Genomic DNA, 20,299 nt, shown 5'->3' with positions numbered 1-20,299 from the left:
CACCGTGGCACGCATCGGTGACGGCGGCGATCTGCTCAAGTGCTCGTTCTGCGGAAAGAGCCAGAAGCAGGTCAAGAAGCTCATCGCAGGGCCCGGTGTGTACATCTGCGACGAGTGCATCGATCTCTGCAACGAGATCATCGAGGAAGAACTCGCGGAGACCAGCGAGGTCCGCTGGGAGGAACTCCCGAAGCCCCGCGAGATCTACGAGTTCCTCGAGGGGTACGTGGTCGGCCAGGAGGCCGCCAAGAAGGCCCTGTCCGTCGCGGTGTACAACCACTACAAACGGGTCCAGGCCGGTGAGAACGGCGGTGCCCAAGGCCGCGACGACGCCATCGAGTTGGCGAAGTCCAACATCCTGCTGCTGGGCCCCACGGGCTCCGGCAAGACCCTCCTCGCGCAGACCCTCGCGCGCATGCTGAACGTGCCGTTCGCCATCGCCGACGCCACGGCGCTCACGGAGGCGGGCTACGTCGGTGAGGACGTCGAGAACATCCTGCTGAAGCTGATCCAGGCGGCGGACTACGACGTCAAGAAGGCCGAAACCGGGATCATCTACATCGACGAGATCGACAAGGTCGCGCGGAAGAGCGAAAACCCTTCCATCACGCGCGATGTGTCGGGCGAGGGCGTCCAGCAGGCCCTGCTCAAGATCCTCGAGGGCACCACGGCCTCGGTCCCGCCGCAGGGCGGCCGCAAGCACCCGCACCAGGAGTTCATCCAGATCGACACGACGAACGTGCTGTTCATCGTGGGCGGTGCCTTCGCCGGACTGGAGAAGATCATCGAGGCCCGGGCCGGTGCGAAGGGCATCGGCTTCGGCGCGCAGATCCGCTCCAAGCGCGAGATGGAGTCCAAGGACCAGTTCCAGGAAGTCATGCCGGAGGACCTGGTCAAGTTCGGCATGATCCCCGAGTTCATCGGCCGCCTCCCGGTCATCACCTCGGTCCACAACCTCGACCGCGAGGCCCTGCTGCAGATCCTCGTCGAGCCGCGCAACGCGCTCGTCAAGCAGTACCAGCGCCTCTTCGAGCTCGACGGCGTGGAGCTGGACTTCGAGCGCGAGGCCCTGGAGGCCATCGCCGACCAGGCCATCCTCCGCCAGACCGGCGCGCGGGGTCTCAGGGCCATCATGGAAGAGGTCCTCCAGGGCGTGATGTACGAGGTTCCGTCCCGCAAGGACGTGGCCCGCGTCGTCATCACGGCGGACGTCGTCCTGTCGAACGTCAACCCGACGCTGATCCCGCGGGATGCGCGGGGACGGGGGCCGGGCGAGCAGAAGACGGCGTAACCCCCGGACATACGGCAGGGGCCCCGGTCAACTGACCGGGGCCCTTTCGTCGTTGAGGGTGTGCGGCGTCAGGCCTTGACCCGGATCTCCTCGCGGAGCTTGGTGGTGATGTCGACCGTGGTGTCCTTGGGCACGCCCGTGCCGGCGTTGTCACCGGGCGAGACCATGGCGACCGTGCTGTAGTCGGCCCAGGCGCAGAACCAGTCGGTCGACTGCTTCTTGGTCAGCGCGTTGGTGCTCTTGGTCGACTGGCACTTGGCGACCGCGCCGTCGATCTCGACCTCCTCGGGTTCGCCGACCAGTTCCGCGTTCTGCATGCCGCCGGTGTTGCTGGTGGAGCTCTCCTTGGCCTCCTTCTGAATGGAGGCGAAGAACTTGTCCAGAACGGCCTGCGGGTCGTCGATCTTCCCGTAACCACCCACCATCGTGACGCCCTTGGCGGTCAGCAGCTCGGAGCGGTCGGGAATCGTGGAGGGGTCCGACGGGTCGTAGTCGCTGAAGTCGGCGGTCGACCACTGGCCGACGACGGCCGTGCCGTCCTTGACGCCGCTCTTGGCCATGTCCTCGGCGGTCTCGGAGTCACTGGACTGGTTGCCCTCGCCGACCCGCTTGTACTCGCTGAGCACGGTCGCCGGCGTCGTCAGCTTGTGTGCGCCGTCGTCCTCAAGGCCGCCCGCCCCGCCGCCCCCGCCGATCACGAAGTACGCGCCCACAGCGATCGCCGCGACGACGGCGACGGCCCCGATGATCAGGCCGGCCTTCTTCTTGCCACCACCCGGCGCCGGCGGCTGCGGCACGCCGTACGGGGCCTGGCCGTAGGGCGGCTGCTGGCCGTAGGGCGGCTGCTGTCCGTAAGGGGCCTGGGGCGGAACACCCTGCGGGGGCTGCTGCGGGTAGCCGTAACCGGGCTGGGCGGGCGGAGCCTGCTGGGGGTAGCCGTAGCCGGGCTGGGGAGCCTGCGGCGGCTGGCCGTACGGTCCCGGCTGGCCGTACGGTCCGGGCTGCTGGGGCTGCCCGCCGTACGGGCCCGGCTGGTTGTAGCTCATGTTCTGGGTTCCCCTCCAGATGCTTATGTGTTTCAGCCATCCTGGCGCAGACACGGCGTGTGCATGGCATCGGGGGCCCCACCGTTACAAAGGAATCGCGTTTCGGGACTCGGTCGTGACACCTCTAAACTGACCCCCGTGACCGAGAACACTCAGCAGCCGCAATCAGCGCCCACGACCGAACTGCCGACCCAGTACACGCCGGCCGAGGTAGAGGGGAAGCTGTACGAGCGCTGGGTAGAGCGGGGCTACTTCGAGGCGGACGAGAAGAGCGACAAGCCCCCATACACCATCGTCATCCCGCCGCCGAACGTCACCGGCTCGCTCCACCTGGGGCACGCCTTCGAGCACACCCTCATCGACGCCCTGACGCGCCGCAAGCGCATGCAGGGTTACGAGACGCTGTGGCAGCCCGGCATGGACCACGCCGGTATCGCCACGCAGAACGTCGTCGAGCGGGAGCTCGGCAAGGAGGGCAAGTCCCGCCACGACCTGGGCCGTGAGGCGTTCGTCGAGCGGGTCTGGCAGTGGAAGGCCGAGTCCGGCGGGCAGATCTCCGGGCAGATGAAGCGGCTCGGTGACGGCGTCGCCTGGTCACGTGAGCGCTTCACCATGGACGAGGGCCTGTCCGAGGCCGTCCAGACCATCTTCAAGCGGCTCTACGACGACGAGCTGATCTACCGCGCCGAGCGCATCATCAACTGGTGCCCGCGCTGTCTGACCGCCATCTCCGACATCGAGGTGGAGTACCAGGACGACGACGGCGAGCTCGTCTCCATCCGCTACGGCGAGGGCGACACGTCCATCGTCGTCGCCACCACCCGCGCCGAGACGATGCTCGGCGACACCGCCGTCGCCGTCCACCCGGAGGACGAGCGGTACCGCCACCTCGTCGGCACGGAGATCGAGCTGCCGCTGACCGGCCGCCGCATCCCGGTCGTCGCCGACGAGCACGTCGACCCCGAGTTCGGGACGGGTGCCGTCAAGGTCACCCCCGCCCACGACCCGAACGACTTCGAGATCGGCCAGCGCCACGACCTCCCGGCGCTCACGATCATGGACGAGCACGCGGTCATCACCGCCCATGGCCCCTTCCAGGGTCTGGACCGGCTCGAGGCCCGCTCCGCCATCGTCGCCGCGCTGCGCGCCGAGGGCCGGATCGTCGCCGAGAAGCGGCCGTACGTCCACTCGGTCGGCCACTGCTCGCGCTGCAAGACCACCATCGAGCCCCGCCTGTCCATGCAGTGGTGGGTCAAGGTCGGCCCACTGGCGAAGGCCGCCGGTGACGCCGTCCGCGAGGGCAAGGTCAAGATCCACCCGCAGGAGATGGAGAAGCGGTACTTCGACTGGGTCGACAACCTCCACGACTGGTGCATCTCGCGCCAGCTGTGGTGGGGCCACCGCATCCCGGTCTGGTACGGCCCGAACGGCGAGGTCGTCTGCGTCGGTCCGGACGAGGAGCCGCCGAGCGGCGAGGGCTGGTACCAGGACTCCGACGTCCTGGACACCTGGTTCTCCTCCGGCCTGTGGCCGTTCTCCACGCTGGGCTGGCCCGAGCGGACCGAGAGCCTGCAGAAGTTCTATCCGAACTCCGTCCTGGTCACCGGCTACGACATCCTCTTCTTCTGGGTCGCCCGGATGATGATGTTCGGCCTGTACGCCATGGACGGCACCCCGCCGTTCCACACCATCGCCCTGCACGGCATGGTCCGTGACCAGAACGGCAAGAAGATGTCCAAGTCCTTCGGGAACGTCGTCGACCCGCTGGACTGGATGGACAAGTACGGCTCCGACGCGCTGCGCTTCACGCTCGCGCGCGGCGCCAACCCGGGCGTCGACGTCCCGATCGGCGAGGACTGGGTGCAGGGCTCCCGCAACTTCGCCAACAAGGTGTGGAACGCGACGCGCTTCGCGCTGATGAACGGCGCCACGGTGGCCGGCCCGCTGCCGGACCCGGCGAAGATGTCGTCCACGGACCGCTGGATCCTCTCCCGGCTGAACTCAGTGGTCGCCGAGGTCGACGCGTACTACGAGGACTACCAGTTCGCGAAGCTGTCCGACTCCCTGTTCCACTTCGCCTGGGACGAGGTCTTCGACTGGTACGTCGAGCTGTCCAAGACGACGTTCGCCGCGGGCGGCGAGGCGGCCGAGGTCAGCAAGCGGGTCCTCGGCGAGGTCCTCGACGTCACCCTGCGTCTGCTGCACCCGGTCATGCCGTTCGTGACGGAGACGCTGTGGACCACGCTGACCGGCGGCGAGTCCGTCGTCATCGCCGAGTGGCCCACGGACGGCGGCTTCCGTGACGCGGACGCCGAGCGGGAGATCGAGACCCTGCAGTCGCTGATCACCGAGGTCCGCCGCTTCCGCGCGGACCAGGGCCTGCAGCCCGGGCAGCGGGTCCCGGCCCGGCTGGCCCTGGAGGGCACGGCACTGGCCCCGCACGAGCCCGCCATCCGCCAGCTGCTGCGCCTGCAGCCGGAGGGCGAGGCCTTCACCGCCACGGCGACCCTGCCGGCGGCGGGCGTGGAGGTCGCGCTCGACCTCTCCGGCGCGATCGACGTGGCCGCGGAGCGCAAGCGCCTGGCCAAGGACCTCGCCGCCGCCGAGAAGGAGAAGGCACAGGCCACGGCCAAGCTGGGCAACGAGGCGTTCCTCGCCAAGGCGCCGGAGCAGGTCAAGGAGAAGATCCGGACGCGCCTGGCCAAGGCGGAGGAGGACATCGCCCGCATCCAGGCCCAGCTGGAGAAGCTGCCCCAGGCGTAAGGGTGCGTACGGGGTGAGGGCCCCCGGAGCTGCCGAGCGCCGGGGGCCTTTCCCTGCCCGCAGGGGGCGCGGGGCTGTATCGATATGCGGCTCCGCCGCGTGCGCGAGCAACCACGGACGAACCCGCAGCCGCCGAACGAGACCAGCGACCCCCCTCGACGGGCGCCGCCTTAGACTGGCCCCGTGAGTGAGCTCCCCCCGAACGGTGACGACGCCCAGCCCGACCCCCTCGACCCCTTCGAAGAGATCATCGCGGAGGAGACCAACCGCGACCCCGATCTCGCGGTGATCGAGGCCGGCAGCCGTACCCTGCGCACGCAGGGCGGACCACCGCAGGCCGACGTGCCCGCGCGGCCCGAGGACCCGGAGGTGGACGCGGCCCTGCGGGAGGTCGAGGCGGAGCTCGCGACCCGCTGGGGCGAGACCAAGCTGGAGCCCTCCGTCAGCCGGATCGCCGCGCTGATGGACGTCCTCGGCGAGCCGCAGCGGTCGTATCCCTCCATCCACATCACCGGGACCAACGGCAAGACCTCCACCGCCCGCATGATCGAGGCGCTGCTCGGCGCCTTCGACCTGCGGACCGGGCGGTACACCTCGCCGCACGTGCAGTCCGTCACCGAGCGGATCAGCCTCGACGGCGCCCCCATCTCCGCCGAGCGGTTCGTCGAGACGTACCAGGACATCAAGCCGTACGTGGAGATGGTCGACTCCCAGCAGGAGTTCCGGCTGTCCTTCTTCGAGGTGCTCACCGGCATGGCGTACGCCGCGTTCGCCGACGCGCCCGTGGACGTCGCCGTCGTGGAAGTGGGCATGGGCGGCAGCTGGGACGCCACCAACGTGATCGACGGGACCGTCGCCGTCGTCACGCCCATCGACCTGGACCACACCGACCGGCTCGGCGCCACGCCCGGCGAGATCGCGACCGAGAAGGCCGGGATCATCAAGCAGGACGCGACCGTGATCATGGCCCAGCAGCCCGTCGACGCGGCGCAGGTGCTGCTGAAGAAGGCCGTGGAGGTCGACGCGACCCTCGCCCGAGAGGGGCTGGAGTTCGGAGTCGTCTCACGGCAGGTCGCCGTCGGCGGGCAGCTGCTGACGCTGCGCGGGCTCGGTGGTGAATACACCGACATCTACATCCCCCTGCACGGCGCCCACCAGGCGCACAACGCCGCCGTCGCGCTCGCCGCCGTCGAGGCCTTCTTCGGCGTGGGCGCCCAGCGGGCCGAGACGCTCGACGCGGACACCGTGCGCAAGGCGTTCGCGTCCGTCGCCTCCCCGGGGCGGCTGGAGGTCGTACGGCGCTCGCCGACCGTGGTGCTGGACGCCGCCCACAACCCGGCGGGCGCCCGGGCCGCCGCCGAGGCGATCGGGGAGGCCTTCCAGTTCAGCCGACTCATCGGGGTCGTCGGCGCGAGCGGCGACAAGAACGTACGGGGGCTGCTGGAGGCCTTCGAACCGATCTTCGCCGAGGTCGTCGTGACCCAGAACTCCAGCCACCGCGCGATGGACGCCGACGCGCTGGCCGCGATCGCCGTCGAGGTGTTCGGCGAGGAGCGCGTCCAGGTCGAGCCCCGGCTGCCGGACGCGCTGGAGGCCGCGATCACGCTCGCCGAGGAGGAGGGCGAGTTCGCGGGCGGCGGTGTGCTCGTCACCGGCTCCGTCATCACCGTCGGCGAGGCCCGACTGCTCCTGGGAAAGGGCTGAGTTCTCAAAGATGCGTACGCTCTGCTCCTCGACCCTGATCGGCGAGGTCTTCATCATCGGCTTCGCCGGGCTCGTCGCGATGAAGGACCCGGACCTGTCCGTCAGCACGGTGTGGACGGTGTGCGGCGTCGCGATGTTCCTGTGCCTGGTGCTGTGCGGGCTCGTCACCCGGCCCGGCGGAGTCGCCCTCGGCTGGGCCCTGCAGATCGCCCTCGTCGCCTCCGGCGTCTTCGTCCCGCTCATGTTCTTCCTGGGGGCGATCTTCGCCGCGCTGTGGTGGGCGTCGGTGCACTACGGGCGGAAGGTGGACGAGGCCAAGGCCAGATTCGCTGCCCAGGCCGACCAACCTGACGCTGCGTGAGCACGACCTTGTAACCTCATCCTCCCGCACATCCTTTGATTCCAAGGAGCCCCGCCGTGACCCAGCGCACCCTCGTCCTCCTCAAGCCCGACGCCGTCCGTCGTGGCCTGACCGGCGAGATCATCAGCCGTATCGAGCGCAAGGCCGGCTGGCAGATCACCGCGCTGGAGCTGCGCACCCTGGACCAGGACACGCTGGAACAGCACTACGGCGAGCACAAGGGCAAGCCCTTCTACGAGCCGCTGGTGGAGTTCATGGCCTCCGGCCCGGTCGTGGCGATGATCGTCGAGGGTGAGCGGGTCATCGAGGGCCTGCGCCAGCTGGCCGGCCCGACCGACCCGATCGCCGCGCCGCCCGGTTCGATCCGCGGCGACTACGGCGTCATCGTCCGCGAGAACCTGATCCACGCCTCCGACTCCGAGGAGTCCGCCGAGCGCGAGGTGAAGATCTTCTTCCCCGGCCGCGCCTGACGCGCGTGCGGCGACGGAAGTCCGGGGGCCGGGCCACCGCCCCCGGGCTTTCTGGCATATGCGTGGCGATCGAGGGAACGATGGTCCCCGAACGCTCGTCTCCAGAAGCGAACCCGCCCTGCATCTGCTGACAATGGCGGAGACCCTCCCGCAGTGTTCGCGAAGGCGCGTCTACGATGGAAGCCTTCACGTCACAGCACCCACCACGCCGACCTGAAAAGCCCTCAAAAGCTCCTGGGAAGGCCAGACGAATCCTGATGGGGAACTCAATGTCGTTCATCGGCCGTGACATGGCTGTCGACCTCGGGACCGCCAACACGCTGGTGTACGTCAGGGGTCGCGGGATCGTACTCAACGAGCCGTCCGTCGTCGCGATCAACACCAACACCGGTGGCATCCTCGCGGTCGGCGCCGAAGCGAAGAAGATGATCGGGCGCACGCCCGGCAACATCGTTGCCGTGCGTCCGCTGAAGGACGGCGTCATCGCCGACTTCGAGATCACCGAGCGGATGCTCCGCTACTTCATCCTGAAGATCCACAAGCGGCGCTATCTGGCTCGTCCGCGGGTCGTCGTCTGTGTGCCCTCGGGCATCACCGGCGTCGAGCGCCGCGCCGTCATCGAGGCGTCGTCCCAGGCCGGCGCCCGCCAGGTGCACATCATCGAGGAGCCCATGGCCGCGGCCATCGGCTCCGGCCTGCCGGTCCACGAGGCCACGGGCAACATGGTGGTCGACATCGGCGGCGGCACCACGGAGGTCGCGGTCATCTCCCTCGGCGGCATCGTCACCGCCCAGTCCATCCGCGTCGCCGGCGACGAACTGGACAACGCGATCATCCAGCACATCAAGAAGGAGTACTCCCTCCTGCTGGGTGAGCGGACGGCCGAACAGATCAAGATCACGATTGGTTCGGCGTACGACCTCGACACCGACGAGCACACCGAAATCCGCGGCCGGGACCTGGTCTCCGGGCTGCCGAAGACCGTCGTCATCTCCGCCGCCGAAGTGCGCAAGGCGATCGAGGAGCCCGTCAACGCCATCGTCGACGCCGTCAAGACGACCCTCGACAAGTGTCCGCCGGAGCTGTCCGGCGACATCATGGACCGGGGAATCGTTCTGACCGGCGGCGGAGCACTGCTGCGCGGGCTGGACGAGCGGCTGCGCCGCGAGACCGGTATGCCGATCCACATCGCCGAGGACCCGCTGGACAGCGTGGCGCTGGGCTCCGGCAAGTGCGTCGAGGAGTTCGAGGCACTGCAGCAGGTGCTGGACGCCCAGCCGCGCAGATGACGCAACTCTTCGATTCCGCCGTACGGGACGATCTCCGCTCGTACGGCGGATCGTTGATATCGAGGCATAAGCTCACCCATAACGAACTCCCATAACGGGCTCATCCATAACGGGCTCATCCACAACGGGCTCATCCGTAACGAGCTCACCCATAACGAGGTCCCCGACAACGGGCTCTTCGCAAAGGGACGAGTTCGGCCACAACACCTGAACAACCCGACACCTCATACCCGTTCTCGACGAGGAAGGCACGGCCGCCGCACGTGAGGGACACACGAGAGAGCCGGCTGCTCCTGGTGCTGCTGATCGCCATCGCTTTCGCGCTGATCACGGTGGACATTCGTGGCGGGGAGGACTCACCGGTCGACGGTGCCCGGCGGGCCGCGGCCACGGTCTTCGGTCCGATCGAGAACGGGGTGTCCACCGCGGTCGACCCGATCGGCAACGCGGTCGCCGCGATCCGCGACTCCGGCGAGCGGCACGACCGGCTCGCCCGGCTGGAGAAGGAGAACGCGGCCCTGAAGGCCCGGCTCGGCAGCGACGACCGCAGCCGCAGCCGCCTCAAGCAGCTCGACAAGATCCTGAAGATCGCCGGCCAGGGCCAGTACGGCATCAAGGGCGCCGAGGTCATCGCCATAGGGGCCGCACAGGGCTTCTCCTGGACCATCACCATCGACGTCGGCGTCAACGACGGCATCAAGCGCGACATGACCGTCCTCAACGGGGACGGGCTGGTCGGGCGGGTGACGACCGTCGGGCCCAACACCGCGACCGTGCTGCTCGCCAGCGACCCCGACTTCACCGTCGGCACCCGGATGGAGGGCAGCGACGAACTCGGCTTCGCCTCCGGGCAGGGTGACCGCCCGCTGCGCGTCGAACTCCTCAACGGAAAGGCCGAGGTGAAGAAGGGCGACCGGCTCGTCACCTTCGGCTCGCAGGCGGACCGGCCGTTCGTGCCCGGTGTGCCGGTCGGCGTCGTCTCCCGTGTCGACCCCTCCGGCGGCGACCTGACCCGCACTCTGTACGTCACGCCGTACGTCAGCTTCACCAAGCTCGACATCGTCGGCGTCGTCGTCCAGGCCCCCAAGAAGGACCCACGCGACACGGTGCTTCCGGCCAAGCCCAAGCCGACCCCCAGGCCGACCGTGACGGTCACCGTGACGCCGGGCGCCGAAGACGCCCAGGTGCCTGGCGACGGTCAGGCGTCCGCCGACGGCCAGACCCAGCAAGAGCAGTAGGAGCTGTCACCCCATGCGCCTCAACCGGATCCTGCTCTCCTCGACCCTGGTCGTCGTCGCCCTGGTGATTCAGGTGAGCGTCCTCGCCCGCCTCCACCTCCCGGGCGCCGTACCCGACATACTGCTGCTCACCGTCCTCGGCCTCGCCCTGGTCTACGGGCACGTCGGCGGCGCCCTCATCGGCTTCGGCGCCGGACTGCTCGCCGACCTGGCGCCGCCCGCCGACCACGCGGCCGGACGCTACGCGCTGGTGCTGTGCGTCATCGGCTACCTCGCCGGCCTCGTCAAACCCGAGACCGGCCAGCTCAAGTCGGCCACCGGCCCCATGGTCGTGGTCGTCGCCGCCGCCATCGGCTCCACCCTGCTGTACGCCGGGGTCGGCGCTCTCGTCGGCGACACCGCCGCCCGCCATGTGGGCCTGGGCAGCCTGCTGTTCACGGCCGCCCTGTACGACCTGCTGCTCGCCCCGTTCGTCGTCCCCGGGGTGATGGCCCTGGCCCGGCGCGCCGAGAACGATCCGCTCGCCGAAACCACCTCCGCCAAGACCACCGACATCTCCTCCGGCTGGCTCTCCAGCGGCACGGGCCTCAGGATCGGCGGACAGCGGGGCGGGCTGCGGGTGAAGGCGGCCCGGGCGCGGATGGCCCGCGCGGGGCGCATCAAGGGGGTCAAGCGGCTGTGACGGCAGGGAAGTTCACCGGAACGGGTGAGGCCGGGCGGAACCCTGCCGGGCGGGCCCGCCGTTCATCACTCGTACGCACGCACGCAGCACTCGTACGCACGCACCCATCAGACGTACGCACGCACGCATCGCGCGTACACCCGCATGCGTCTCATGGACACACGCGCTCGACACTCTTCGTACCCACACACTCGCACGCGCACTGAGAGGGGGAGGCAGCCGCAGTGACCAACATCCCTGAGACCGGGCGCAGTCCACGGGTCCAGATCCGGCTCGTCGTCATCCAGGTCCTCGTCCTCTCCCTCCTCGGCACCCTCGGCGGACGCCTGTGGTACCTGCAGATCCGCGAGGGCGAGGCCTACGCCAAGGAGGCCTCCGGCAACCACGTCCAGCAGGTCGTCCAGCCCGCCGTACGCGGCTCGATCCTGGACGCGCGCGGGGTGCCGCTCGCCGACAACGAGACCCGGCTGGTGGTGTCCGCCTCCCGCACCGACCTGCTGAAGATGAAGGACGACGGCAAAGCCGTCCTGACCAAGCTGGCCGGCGTGCTGGGCATGACGCCCAAGGAGGTCATGGAGAAGGTCCGGCTGTGCGACGCCAAGACGCCCCAGCCGTGCTGGAACGGCTCGCCGTACCAGCCGATCCCCATCACCGACGAGGCCACCCCCAAGCAGGCTCTGCAGATCCGTGAGCGCGCCGAGGACTTCCCCGGCATCACCGCCGAGCCCCAGGCGGTACGCCGCTACCCGAGCCCCGCCCAGGCCAACACCGCGCAGGTCCTCGGCTACCTCTCGCCCGTCACCGACGAGGAGCTGCAGAAGGCCCAGGACACCGACTCGCCGTACCTGCGCTCCGACCAGGTCGGCCGCTCCGGCCTGGAGCGCGAGTACGACAAGGAGCTGCGCGGCAAGGCCGGCGTCACCCGCTACGAGGTCGACAACCTCGGCCGTGTCATCGGCCAGGCGGAGGCCGACCCCGCCCAGCCCGGCGACAATCTCGTCACCAGCATCGACGCGCGCGTCCAGCGGGTCGCCGAGTACGAGCTGAACGAGGCGATGAAGACCGCCCGCAAGGAGCACGACCGGAACACCGGCACCAACTACAAGGCCGACTCCGGTGCCGTCGTCGTCATGGAGGCCAAGACCGGACGGGTCGTCGCCATGGCGTCCAACCCGACGTACGACCCGAACGCCTGGGTCGGCGGCATCTCCGCCAAGGACTACGCCAAGCTCACCGGCAAGAAGTCCAACTACCCGCTGCTCAACCGCGCGATCCAGGGCCAGTCGGCACCGGGCTCCATCTTCAAGGTGATCCCGACGGCCGCCGCCGTCAACGCCGGCTACTCGTTCAACGGTCCCTACAACTGCTCCAGCAGCTACTCCATCGGCGGCCAGGTCTTCAAGAACTTCGAGTCGCAGAACCACGGCCCGATCAGCCTCGGCCGCGCCCTGGAGGTCTCCTGCGACACCGTCTTCTACCGGCTCGCCCACGAGGAGTGGAAGCGCGACGGCGGCACCAAGCCGAAGAAGAACCCCAACGACTGGTTCTACAAGACCGCCCACCAGTTCGGCCTCGGCAAGGAGACCGGCATCGACCTGCCCAACGAGGTCACCGGCCGCGTCCCCGACCGCCAGTGGAAGCTGGACTACTGGAAGGCCAACAAGGACGCCTGGTGCAAGACCGGCAAGAAGGACGGCGACTACGCCCAGCGCATCGCCTACGAGAACTGCCTCGAAGGCAACCGCCTGCGCGCCGGTGACTCCGTCAACTACTCCATCGGCCAGGGCGACACCCTCGTCACACCCATCCAGATGGCCACCATCTACGCGGCCATCTCCAACGGCGGCACTCTCTACACCCCCACCGTCGGCAAGGCGGTCATCAGCGCCGACGGCAAGCACGTCACGCCGATCAAGCCCAAGTCGCACGGCAAGCTGCCGATGACGCAGAAGACCCGTGACGAGATACACGAAGCCCTCGCGGGAGTCGCCACCCGCGGTACGGCCGCCTGGCGGTTCGGCGGCTGGCCGCAGGACAAGATCCCGATGCACGCCAAGACGGGTACCGCCGAGGTCTACGGCAAGCAGACGACCTCGTGGTTCGCCACGTACACCAAGGACTACACGGTCGTCATGACGATCTCCCAGGGCGGTACCGGCTCCGGCGCCTCGGGTCCGGCCGTCCGCAACATCTACAACGCGCTGTACGGCGTCTCCCCGGACGGCGAGATCGACAAGAAGAAGGCGCTGCTGCCCACCCCTCAGAAGGCCCTGCCGAAGGTCAGGACGGACGGCACCATCGCCGCCCCGAAGATCCCCAAGGACCCGGCCAAGGACCAGCGGGCCACCGAGAAGGACGAGAACGCCCTGACCGACCCGACGCAGCCCGCGACGGCACCGCCGCCGTCGCCGGAGAACCGTGACACCCGCAGGCGGCGGCGCGGGCGGCCGAGCCGGAGGTCGGCGACATGACCGGCGGCGTGAACAGCTTCCAGGTCTCCGGGTACGGGCCCGAGCGGTCCGGCTGGACGCGGATCCTCGCCCGCGACTCGGTGGCCCGCCGGCTCGACTGGCCGATACTGCTGTCGGCGACGGCCCTGTCGCTGCTGGGCTCGCTCCTCGTCTTCTCGGCGACCCGCAACCGCACCGAGCTCAACCAGGGCGACCCGTACTTCTTCCTGGTCCGCCACCTGCTGAACACCGGCATCGGGTTCGCCCTGATGGCCGGCACGATCTGGCTCGGCCACCGCACCCTGCGCACGGCCGTGCCGATCCTGTACGGCGTCTCGGTCTTCCTGATCCTGCTGGTGCTCACCCCGCTCGGCTCCACCATCAACGGCGCCCACTCGTGGATCCAGATCGGAGGCGGCTTCTCGCTCCAGCCCTCGGAGTTCGTGAAGGTCACGATCATCCTGGGCATGGCGATGCTGCTGGCGGCCCGGGTCGACGCGGGCGACAAGCAGTACCCCGACCACCGCACCGTCGTGCAGGCCCTCGGCCTGGCCGTCGTGCCCATGCTGATCGTGATGCTCATGCCCGACCTCGGCTCGGTCATGGTCATGGTGGTCATCGTCCTCGGCGTACTGCTCGCCTCCGGGGCGTCCAACCGATGGGTGTTCGGCCTGATCGGCGCGGGCCTGATCGGCTCGATCACCGTCTGGCAGCTCGGCGTGCTCGACGAGTACCAGATCAACCGCTTCGCCGCCTTCGCCAACCCCGAGCTCGACCCCGCGGGCGTCGGCTACAACACCAACCAGGCCCGTATCGCCATCGGCTCCGGGGGCCTGACCGGTGCCGGGCTCTTCCACGGCTCGCAGACCACCGGCCAGTTCGTGCCCGAGCAGCAGACGGACTTCGTCTTCACGGTGGCGGGGGAGGAGCTCGGCTTCGTCGGCGGCGGCCTGATCATCGTGCTGATCGGCATCGTGCTGTGGCGGGCCTGCCGGATCGCCCGGGAGACGACCGACCTGTACGGCACGATCGTCGCCGCGGGCATCGTCGCCTGGTTCGCCTTCCAGACCTTCGAGAACATCGGCATGACGCTGGGCATCATGCCGGTCACCGGCCTGCCGCTGCCGTTCGTGTCGTACGGCGGCTCGTCGATGTTCGCGGTGTGGATAGCGGTGGGCCTGTTGCAGTCGATCCGGGTGCAGCGGCCGATGTCCGCCTGAGCGAGTGGGGCGGACCACTGCCGCCCCACCCCCGCGCGGACTAGATTCCGTCCATGGCGGACACCAAGCGCGAGATAGAGCGGAAGTACGAGTCCGAGGACAGCGGCCTGCCCGACCTGACCGGCGTCGCCGGGGTCGCGACCGTCCTCGACAAGGGCGTCGCCCACCTCGACGCCACCTACTACGACACCGCCGACCAACGCCTCGCCGCCTCCGCCATCACCCTGCGCCGCCGCACCGGCGGCTCCGACGCGGGCTGGCACCTGAAGTTCCCCGTCGCCCCCGGCGTCCGGGACGAGATCCACGCCCCGCTGTCCGACACCGTCCCCCGCGCCCTCGCCGGGCTGGTCCGCTCCCGCGTCCGCGACGCCGAGCTGCTGCCCGTGGTCCGGCTGCGCTCCGACCGCGACGTACGCCACCTCGTCGACGCCGACGGCGGGCTGCTCGCCGAGGTCAGCGTGGACGCCGTACGCGCCGACCGGCTCACCGGCGACGGCGGCGAGGCGCAGTGGACCGAGATCGAGGTGGAACTCGCCGACGGCGGTGATCCGGCCTTCCTCGACAAGGTCGAGAAGCGGCTGCGCAAGGCGGGCGTACGGCCGTCCGCGTCGGCGTCCAAGCTGGCGCGGGCGCTGGCGGAGACCGCCCCTTCGGGGAAGGCCCGCTCGCGGAAGGCCCCGGGGAAGGCCCCTTCGGGCAGGAAAGAGAAGCCGGAGAAGCGGCGGGAAAGCCCGGCGAAGGCCCTGGCCGGTCCCGTCACCGCGGGCGACCACGTCCTGGCGTACGTCCGCGCCCAGCGGGACGCGATCGTCGAGCTCGACCCGGCCGTGCGGCGGGACGAATACGACTCGGTGCACCGCATGCGGGTCGCCACCCGGCGGCTGCGCAGCGCCTTCCGCTCCTTCGACAGGGTCCTCGACCGGGCCGTGACCGACCCGATCGACGAGGAACTGAAGTGGCTGGCAGGGGAGTTGGGCGTCGATCGCGACCAGGAGGTGCTGACCGAACGGTTGACGGCAGCCCTGGACGCACTCCCGCGCCACCTCCTCACCGGCCCCGTCCGCACCCGCCTGCGCACCTGGTCGCACGCCCGGCGCGGCGGCTCCCGGCGCCGCCTGATCGCCGTACTCGACGGCAGGCGGTACCTGGCGCTGCTGAACACGCTCGACGCCCTGATCGCCGAGCCGCCGCTGCTGAAGGCCGCCGCGGGCAGACCGGAGAAGGTGATCGCCAAGGCCGTACGGAAGGACTTCGGGCAGGTGGCCGCGCTCGTCGAGCAGGCCCTCGAGCAGCCGCCGGGCGGCGAGCGGGACCTCACCCTGCACGAGGCCCGCAAGAAGGCCAAGCGGACGCGCTACTCGGCGGAGGCCGCCGTGGGCGTCCTCGGGTATCCGGCGGCCGGCCTGGTGAAGTCGATGAAGTCCCTCCAAGGCCTCCTGGGCGACCACCAGGACAGCGTGATGACCCGCGAGGCCCTGCGCGACCTGGCCCACCAGGCGCACGCGGCGGGGGAGAGCGCCTTCACGTACGGCGTCCTGTACGGGCGTGAGGAACGGCACGCGGCGGAGGTGGAGAGGCGGCTGCCCGCGGCCTGGCAGGCGATCACGGACGGGACCGCGCTCTGAGGCGTGCGGGGGACCTCTCCGGCCGCGTTAGGCTAAATGGTCACCCCTGTCAGCACACAAAGGTTCCGCGAGATGCCTGCCGAAGCCGCTGAGTCTGTCTTCCCGCAGCTCGAAGCACTGCTCCCGCATGTGCAGAAGCCGATCCAGTACGTCGGCGGAGAGCTCAACTCCACGGTCAAGGACTGGGACTCCTGCGACGTCCGCTGGGCGCTCATGTACCCCGACGCGTACGAGGTCGGGCTGCCCAACCAGGGCGTCATGATCCTCTACGAGGTGCTGAACGAGCAGCAGGGCGTCCTCGCCGAGCGCACCTACAGCGTGTGGCCGGACCTGGAGGCCCTGATGCGGGAGCACGGCGTCCCGCAGTTCACGGTGGACAGCCACCGGCCGGTCCGCGCCTTCGACGTGCTCGGCCTGAGCTTCTCCACCGAGCTCGGCTACACCAACATGCTCACGGCCCTGGACCTGGCCGGCATCCCGCTGGAGGCCAAGGACCGGACGCTGGACGACCCGATCGTCATGGCCGGCGGGCACGCCGCGTTCAACCCCGAGCCGATCGCCGACTTCATCGACTGTGCGGTGATCGGTGACGGCGAGCAGGCGGTCCTGGAGATCACCGCGATCATCCGCGCCTGGAAGGCGGAGGGCCGCCCCGGCGGCCGCGAGGAGCTGCTGCTGCGCCTGGCGAAGACGGGCGGGGTGTACGTCCCCGGCTTCTACGACGTCGAGTACCTGCCGGACGGCCGTATCGCCCGTGTCGTCCCGAACCGGTCGGGCGTCCCGTGGCGCGTGTCCAAGCACACGGTCATGGACCTCGACGAGTGGCCGTACCCCAAGCAGCCCCTGGTCCCGCTCGCGGAGACGGTCCACGAGCGCATGTCGGTGGAGATCTTCCGCGGCTGCACCCGCGGCTGCCGCTTCTGCCAGGCCGGCATGATCACGCGCCCGGTGCGCGAGCGCTCCATCACCGGCATCGGCGACATGGTCGAGCAGGGCCTGAAGGCGACGGGTTTCGAGGAGGTCGGCCTGCTGTCGCTGTCGTCCGCGGACCACAGCGAGATCGGCGACATCGCCAAGGGCCTCGCCGACCGCTACGAGGACGACAAGATCGGCCTGTCGCTCCCCTCCACCCGCGTGGACGCCTTCAACATCGACCTGGCGAACGAGCTGACGAGGAATGGGCGGAGGTCAGGCCTCACGTTCGCCCCGGAGGGCGGCTCGGAACGCATCCGCAAGGTCATCAACAAGATGGTCTCGGAAGAGGACCTGATCAGGACCGTGGCGACGGCCTACGGCAACGGCTGGCGCCAGGTGAAGCTCTACTTCATGTGCGGCCTGCCCACGGAGACCGACGACGACGTCCTCCAGATCGCCGACATGGCGACCCGCGTGATCCAGAAGGGCCGCGAGGTCTCCGGCTCCAACGACATCCGCTGCACGGTCTCGATCGGCGGCTTCGTCCCCAAGCCGCACACCCCCTTCCAGTGGGCCCCGCAGCTCTCCGCCGAGGAGACGGACGCCCGCCTGGCCAAGCTGCGCGACAAGATCCGCGGCGACAAGAAGTACGGCCGCTCGATCGGCTTCCGCTACCACGACGGCAAGCCCGGCATCGTCGAGGGCCTCCTCTCCCGCGGCGACCGCCGCATCGGCGCGGTCATCCGGGCCGTCTACGAGGACGGCGGCCGATTCGACGGCTGGCGCGAGCACTTCTCGTACGACCGCTGGATGGCCTGCGCGGAAAAGGCGCTGGAGCCGTACGGCGTGGACGTCGACTGGTACACCACCCGCGAGCGCACCTACGAGGAGGTCCTGCCCTGGGACCACCTGGACTCGGGGCTGGACAAGGACTGGCTCTGGGAGGACTGGCAGGACGCCCTCGACGAGACGGAGGTCGAGGACTGCCGGTGGACGCCGTGCTTCGACTGCGGGGTGTGCCCGCAGATGGACACGGCCATACAAATCGGCCCCACCGGCAAGAAACTGCTCCCGCTCACGGTCAAGAAGTAGCCGTGACCAGCGGCGATGCCATCCAGCGGATGGCTGAGGCGCTTGCCGGCGTACCCGAGGCGGACCGCATCGAAGCCCTCCGTGGCCTCGGAGCGAAGGAGCGCGAGCAGGCTCCCCGCCACCAGCGGCGCACGCCGCTCCCCACCCCTCGGCGGGACCCGGGCATCGTCTCGGCGGTCGAGTGGGTGTAGGCGTTGAGAGGCGTTCGGACGATCAGGTCCGGGCGCCTCTCGGCGCTCCTGGGGTCCTGTTTATGCGACAACGTGCATGAGTCACGTCTGTGCATGGACGGCCGCGGGCGGCCCCCGTACGGTCCTCTCAGGCGGCCCGCCCGGGCCGACAAGTCAAGGGGGTTCCGCATGGCACGCGAAGAACTGACTCGGCTGACTGGCAACGGCAACGGCACGTGTGGAGAGGATGACTGCCCGAACGTCTACCGCACCGCTTCCGGCTCCATCGTGGTTCAGGGCGACGTGTCCGACGCCTTCACTCCCCCGCAGGGGGAAGGGCTCGTGGAGATCCCCGAGAGCGTTCTTCGGGAGGCCGTTCGTGCTCTTGGATGGTGACGAGTGGCGGGCGATGCTCCGGGGCTTCCAGTCGGAAGCGTGGCGGCTGGAGACCCTGCCCCAGTACCTCGTGCCGCAGGAGGCGGAAGAGCTCGAAGCCTTCCGGGCAGGCAAGCGCGTCGACCCGCACGCCTACTCGTCCGCGTACACGGAAGACCTGAAGCGGTTGCGCGGCGAGGGTAAGAGCAAGGGGCGAGTGCACGTCCTGACTCGACCGCTCTCCGAGTACCTGCGCTTCGAGTTCTCCCGGTATTACGCCCCGCACGTGCTCGCTGGGGAGGACATCCGCATCCTTGACGTGACCGAGCGAGAGAACCCGTTGTCGGAAGTCGGGGACTTCTGGATGTTCGACCGCTCGACGGTCGTCCTGATGCACTACGAGGGCGACGGCACGCAGATCAGCCGGGAGCTGTACGAGGGTGACCCTGCGCCTTTCATCGAGTGGCAGCGCATCGCCGTTGCCGAGTCGGTTCCCTTCCCGGAGTACGCGGAGCGCGTGACGGAGTGACGTTCGAAGCTGAGCAGCTTGGCGAGTCTGGCACCGAACTCGCCTCTCTGCTTCGGGACTTGCGCAAGCAAGCCGGCCTCTCAGGGGACCGGCTCGCAGCGCGCTGCAACATGTCCCAGTCGAAGGTGTCTCGCATCGAGAACGGCCGGACACGGCCGTCCCTGGTCGACGTCGAGCAGATCTTGCGAGCGCTGGAAGCTCCGCCGGAACTGGTCGTCGAGGTCTCCGCCCTTGCCAGGATGGCGAACACCGAGTGGCGGAACCTCCGAGAGCTTCGCCGCAAGGGGCTGGGTACGAGGCAGGCTGAGCTGAAGTCGCTCGAAGCGTCGTCTACGCACCTGCGCTACTTCCTGCTCTCGATGGTTACCGGCCTGCTCGCAACCCCGGAGTACGTACGGGCGAGCCTGGCTCACTCGACGGCCGACACTAGCAAGGCACTGGCGGGGAAGCTGGGGCGGCAAGCCGTTCTCTATGACGCCTCGAAGCGGTTCACGTTCGTTCTGACCGAGCAGGCGGTTCGGTGGCCGGTCGTCTCCCCACTGGCACTGGCCGAGCAGATGGACCGGCTGGCGTCCCTGTCCTACCTCCCGAACGTCCAGATCGGCGTGATCCCCGTAGGGACACCGACTCCCCGAACCCCTCTGAGTACGTTCACCATCTACGATGCCGCGTTGGTCACCATCGAGACGACGGCGGGAAGTCTCGTACTCCGCGACGGCCGAGACGTTCAGGCGTACCTGAAGGAGTTCGCCGGGTACGAGGAACACGCCCTCTTCGGCGAAGACCTTCGGGCACGGCTCGCCGAGTGGTCCGCCGCTTGCCGTGCATGACTTCAGTCGACTACGCGACTGAAGCGCCATCCCGTGCGCTCCCCGGGGGATCATCCTTCGGCAGGCGAACAGTCGGGAGGTCGCACGGATGAGCACGCCCAAGACGACGATGGCAGGGCCAGTGAACCTGACCCTTCCGGAGGGAGACCCGAACCCTGTCGCGGGATGTCGGCAGTGCCTCGGCGTCGCCGTGACCCGAGCCAACGCCCGATCAGTCGGCGACTACTCGAAGGCGACGGACGCGAACGT

The 20,299-nt window shown here is 69.2% G+C and carries 17 protein-coding genes; 16 read left to right on the top strand and 1 reads right to left on the bottom strand.

Annotated elements, in window-relative coordinates:
• Positions 1–4: 4 nt before the first annotated feature.
• Complete coding sequence (clpX, locus tag ACYVMZ_RS04245) at positions 5–1,291, top strand: ATP-dependent Clp protease ATP-binding subunit ClpX (RefSeq protein WP_381016319.1); 1,287 nt, start codon at positions 5–7, stop codon at positions 1,289–1,291.
• A gap of 68 nt (positions 1,292–1,359) precedes the next feature.
• On the opposite strand, the gene ACYVMZ_RS04240 is transcribed toward clpX, so the two are convergent.
• Positions 1,360–2,337 (bottom strand): hypothetical protein, encoded by a 978-nt coding sequence (locus ACYVMZ_RS04240; protein WP_461075525.1) that lies wholly within the window; start codon positions 2,335–2,337, stop codon positions 1,360–1,362.
• A gap of 138 nt (positions 2,338–2,475) precedes the next feature.
• Here ACYVMZ_RS04240 and ACYVMZ_RS04235 point away from each other — a divergent pair, with 138 nt between their 5' ends.
• The 15 genes from ACYVMZ_RS04235 to ACYVMZ_RS04165 all read left to right on the top strand — a co-directional run bounded on the left by ACYVMZ_RS04235 (position 2,476) and on the right by ACYVMZ_RS04165 (position 20,050).
• Positions 2,476–5,100 carry a valine--tRNA ligase gene (locus ACYVMZ_RS04235; RefSeq protein ID WP_461075523.1) on the top strand — a complete coding sequence of 875 codons (2,625 nt, stop codon included), beginning with the start codon at positions 2,476–2,478 and terminating at the stop codon, positions 5,098–5,100.
• Between the two features lie 183 nt (positions 5,101–5,283).
• Positions 5,284–6,804, top strand: coding sequence for a bifunctional tetrahydrofolate synthase/dihydrofolate synthase (gene folC, locus ACYVMZ_RS04230; RefSeq protein ID WP_461075521.1), 1,521 nt, complete (start codon positions 5,284–5,286; stop codon positions 6,802–6,804).
• A 10-nt stretch (positions 6,805–6,814) separates the two neighbouring features.
• The gene (locus ACYVMZ_RS04225; RefSeq protein ID WP_461075519.1) at positions 6,815–7,165 is read left to right on the top strand and encodes a DUF4233 domain-containing protein; all 351 of its coding nucleotides are present in this window, start codon (positions 6,815–6,817) and stop codon (positions 7,163–7,165) included.
• Between the two features lie 56 nt (positions 7,166–7,221).
• Complete coding sequence (gene ndk, locus ACYVMZ_RS04220) at positions 7,222–7,635, top strand: nucleoside-diphosphate kinase (RefSeq protein WP_461075517.1); 414 nt, start codon at positions 7,222–7,224, stop codon at positions 7,633–7,635.
• A gap of 269 nt (positions 7,636–7,904) precedes the next feature.
• Positions 7,905–8,924 carry a rod shape-determining protein gene (locus ACYVMZ_RS04215; RefSeq protein WP_006133575.1) on the top strand — a complete coding sequence of 340 codons (1,020 nt, stop codon included), beginning with the start codon at positions 7,905–7,907 and terminating at the stop codon, positions 8,922–8,924.
• A gap of 263 nt (positions 8,925–9,187) precedes the next feature.
• The gene (gene mreC, locus ACYVMZ_RS04210; RefSeq protein WP_461075514.1) at positions 9,188–10,162 is read left to right on the top strand and encodes a rod shape-determining protein MreC; all 975 of its coding nucleotides are present in this window, start codon (positions 9,188–9,190) and stop codon (positions 10,160–10,162) included.
• Between the two features lie 13 nt (positions 10,163–10,175).
• Positions 10,176–10,844, top strand: a complete 669-nt coding sequence (mreD, locus tag ACYVMZ_RS04205) for a rod shape-determining protein MreD (RefSeq protein WP_461075512.1) — start codon at positions 10,176–10,178, stop codon at positions 10,842–10,844.
• Positions 10,845–11,068: 224 nt separating this feature from the next.
• Positions 11,069–13,315: a penicillin-binding protein 2 gene (gene mrdA, locus ACYVMZ_RS04200; RefSeq protein WP_461075510.1), complete on the top strand. Its 2,247-nt coding sequence runs from the start codon at positions 11,069–11,071 to the stop codon at positions 13,313–13,315.
• The gene (gene rodA / locus ACYVMZ_RS04195; RefSeq protein WP_461075508.1) at positions 13,312–14,514 is read left to right on the top strand and encodes a rod shape-determining protein RodA; all 1,203 of its coding nucleotides are present in this window, start codon (positions 13,312–13,314) and stop codon (positions 14,512–14,514) included. The genes mrdA and rodA overlap by 4 nt, the downstream gene beginning before the upstream one ends.
• A gap of 53 nt (positions 14,515–14,567) precedes the next feature.
• A complete protein-coding gene (locus ACYVMZ_RS04190) occupies positions 14,568–16,139 on the top strand; it encodes a CYTH and CHAD domain-containing protein (RefSeq protein ID WP_461075506.1) in 1,572 nt (523 codons plus the stop codon).
• 72 nt (positions 16,140–16,211) lie between these two features.
• Positions 16,212–18,146, top strand: a complete 1,935-nt coding sequence (locus ACYVMZ_RS04185; protein WP_461075504.1) for a TIGR03960 family B12-binding radical SAM protein — start codon at positions 16,212–16,214, stop codon at positions 18,144–18,146.
• Between the two features lie 2 nt (positions 18,147–18,148).
• Positions 18,149–18,337: a hypothetical protein gene (locus ACYVMZ_RS04180; protein WP_461075502.1), complete on the top strand. Its 189-nt coding sequence runs from the start codon at positions 18,149–18,151 to the stop codon at positions 18,335–18,337.
• A gap of 168 nt (positions 18,338–18,505) precedes the next feature.
• Positions 18,506–18,712 carry a hypothetical protein gene (locus ACYVMZ_RS04175; RefSeq protein WP_210989046.1) on the top strand — a complete coding sequence of 69 codons (207 nt, stop codon included), beginning with the start codon at positions 18,506–18,508 and terminating at the stop codon, positions 18,710–18,712.
• Entirely contained in the window at positions 18,696–19,220 is a 525-nt protein-coding gene (locus tag ACYVMZ_RS04170) for a DUF6879 family protein (RefSeq protein ID WP_461075500.1), read from the top strand. Before ACYVMZ_RS04175 ends, ACYVMZ_RS04170 begins: the two co-directional genes overlap by 17 nt.
• A complete protein-coding gene (locus ACYVMZ_RS04165) occupies positions 19,217–20,050 on the top strand; it encodes a helix-turn-helix domain-containing protein (RefSeq protein ID WP_461075498.1) in 834 nt (277 codons plus the stop codon). The genes ACYVMZ_RS04170 and ACYVMZ_RS04165 overlap by 4 nt, the downstream gene beginning before the upstream one ends.
• Positions 20,051–20,299 lie beyond the last annotated feature (249 nt).

This window comes from Streptomyces deserti (assembly GCF_054782695.1).
This window is presented reverse-complemented; position numbering and strand designations above follow the sequence as displayed.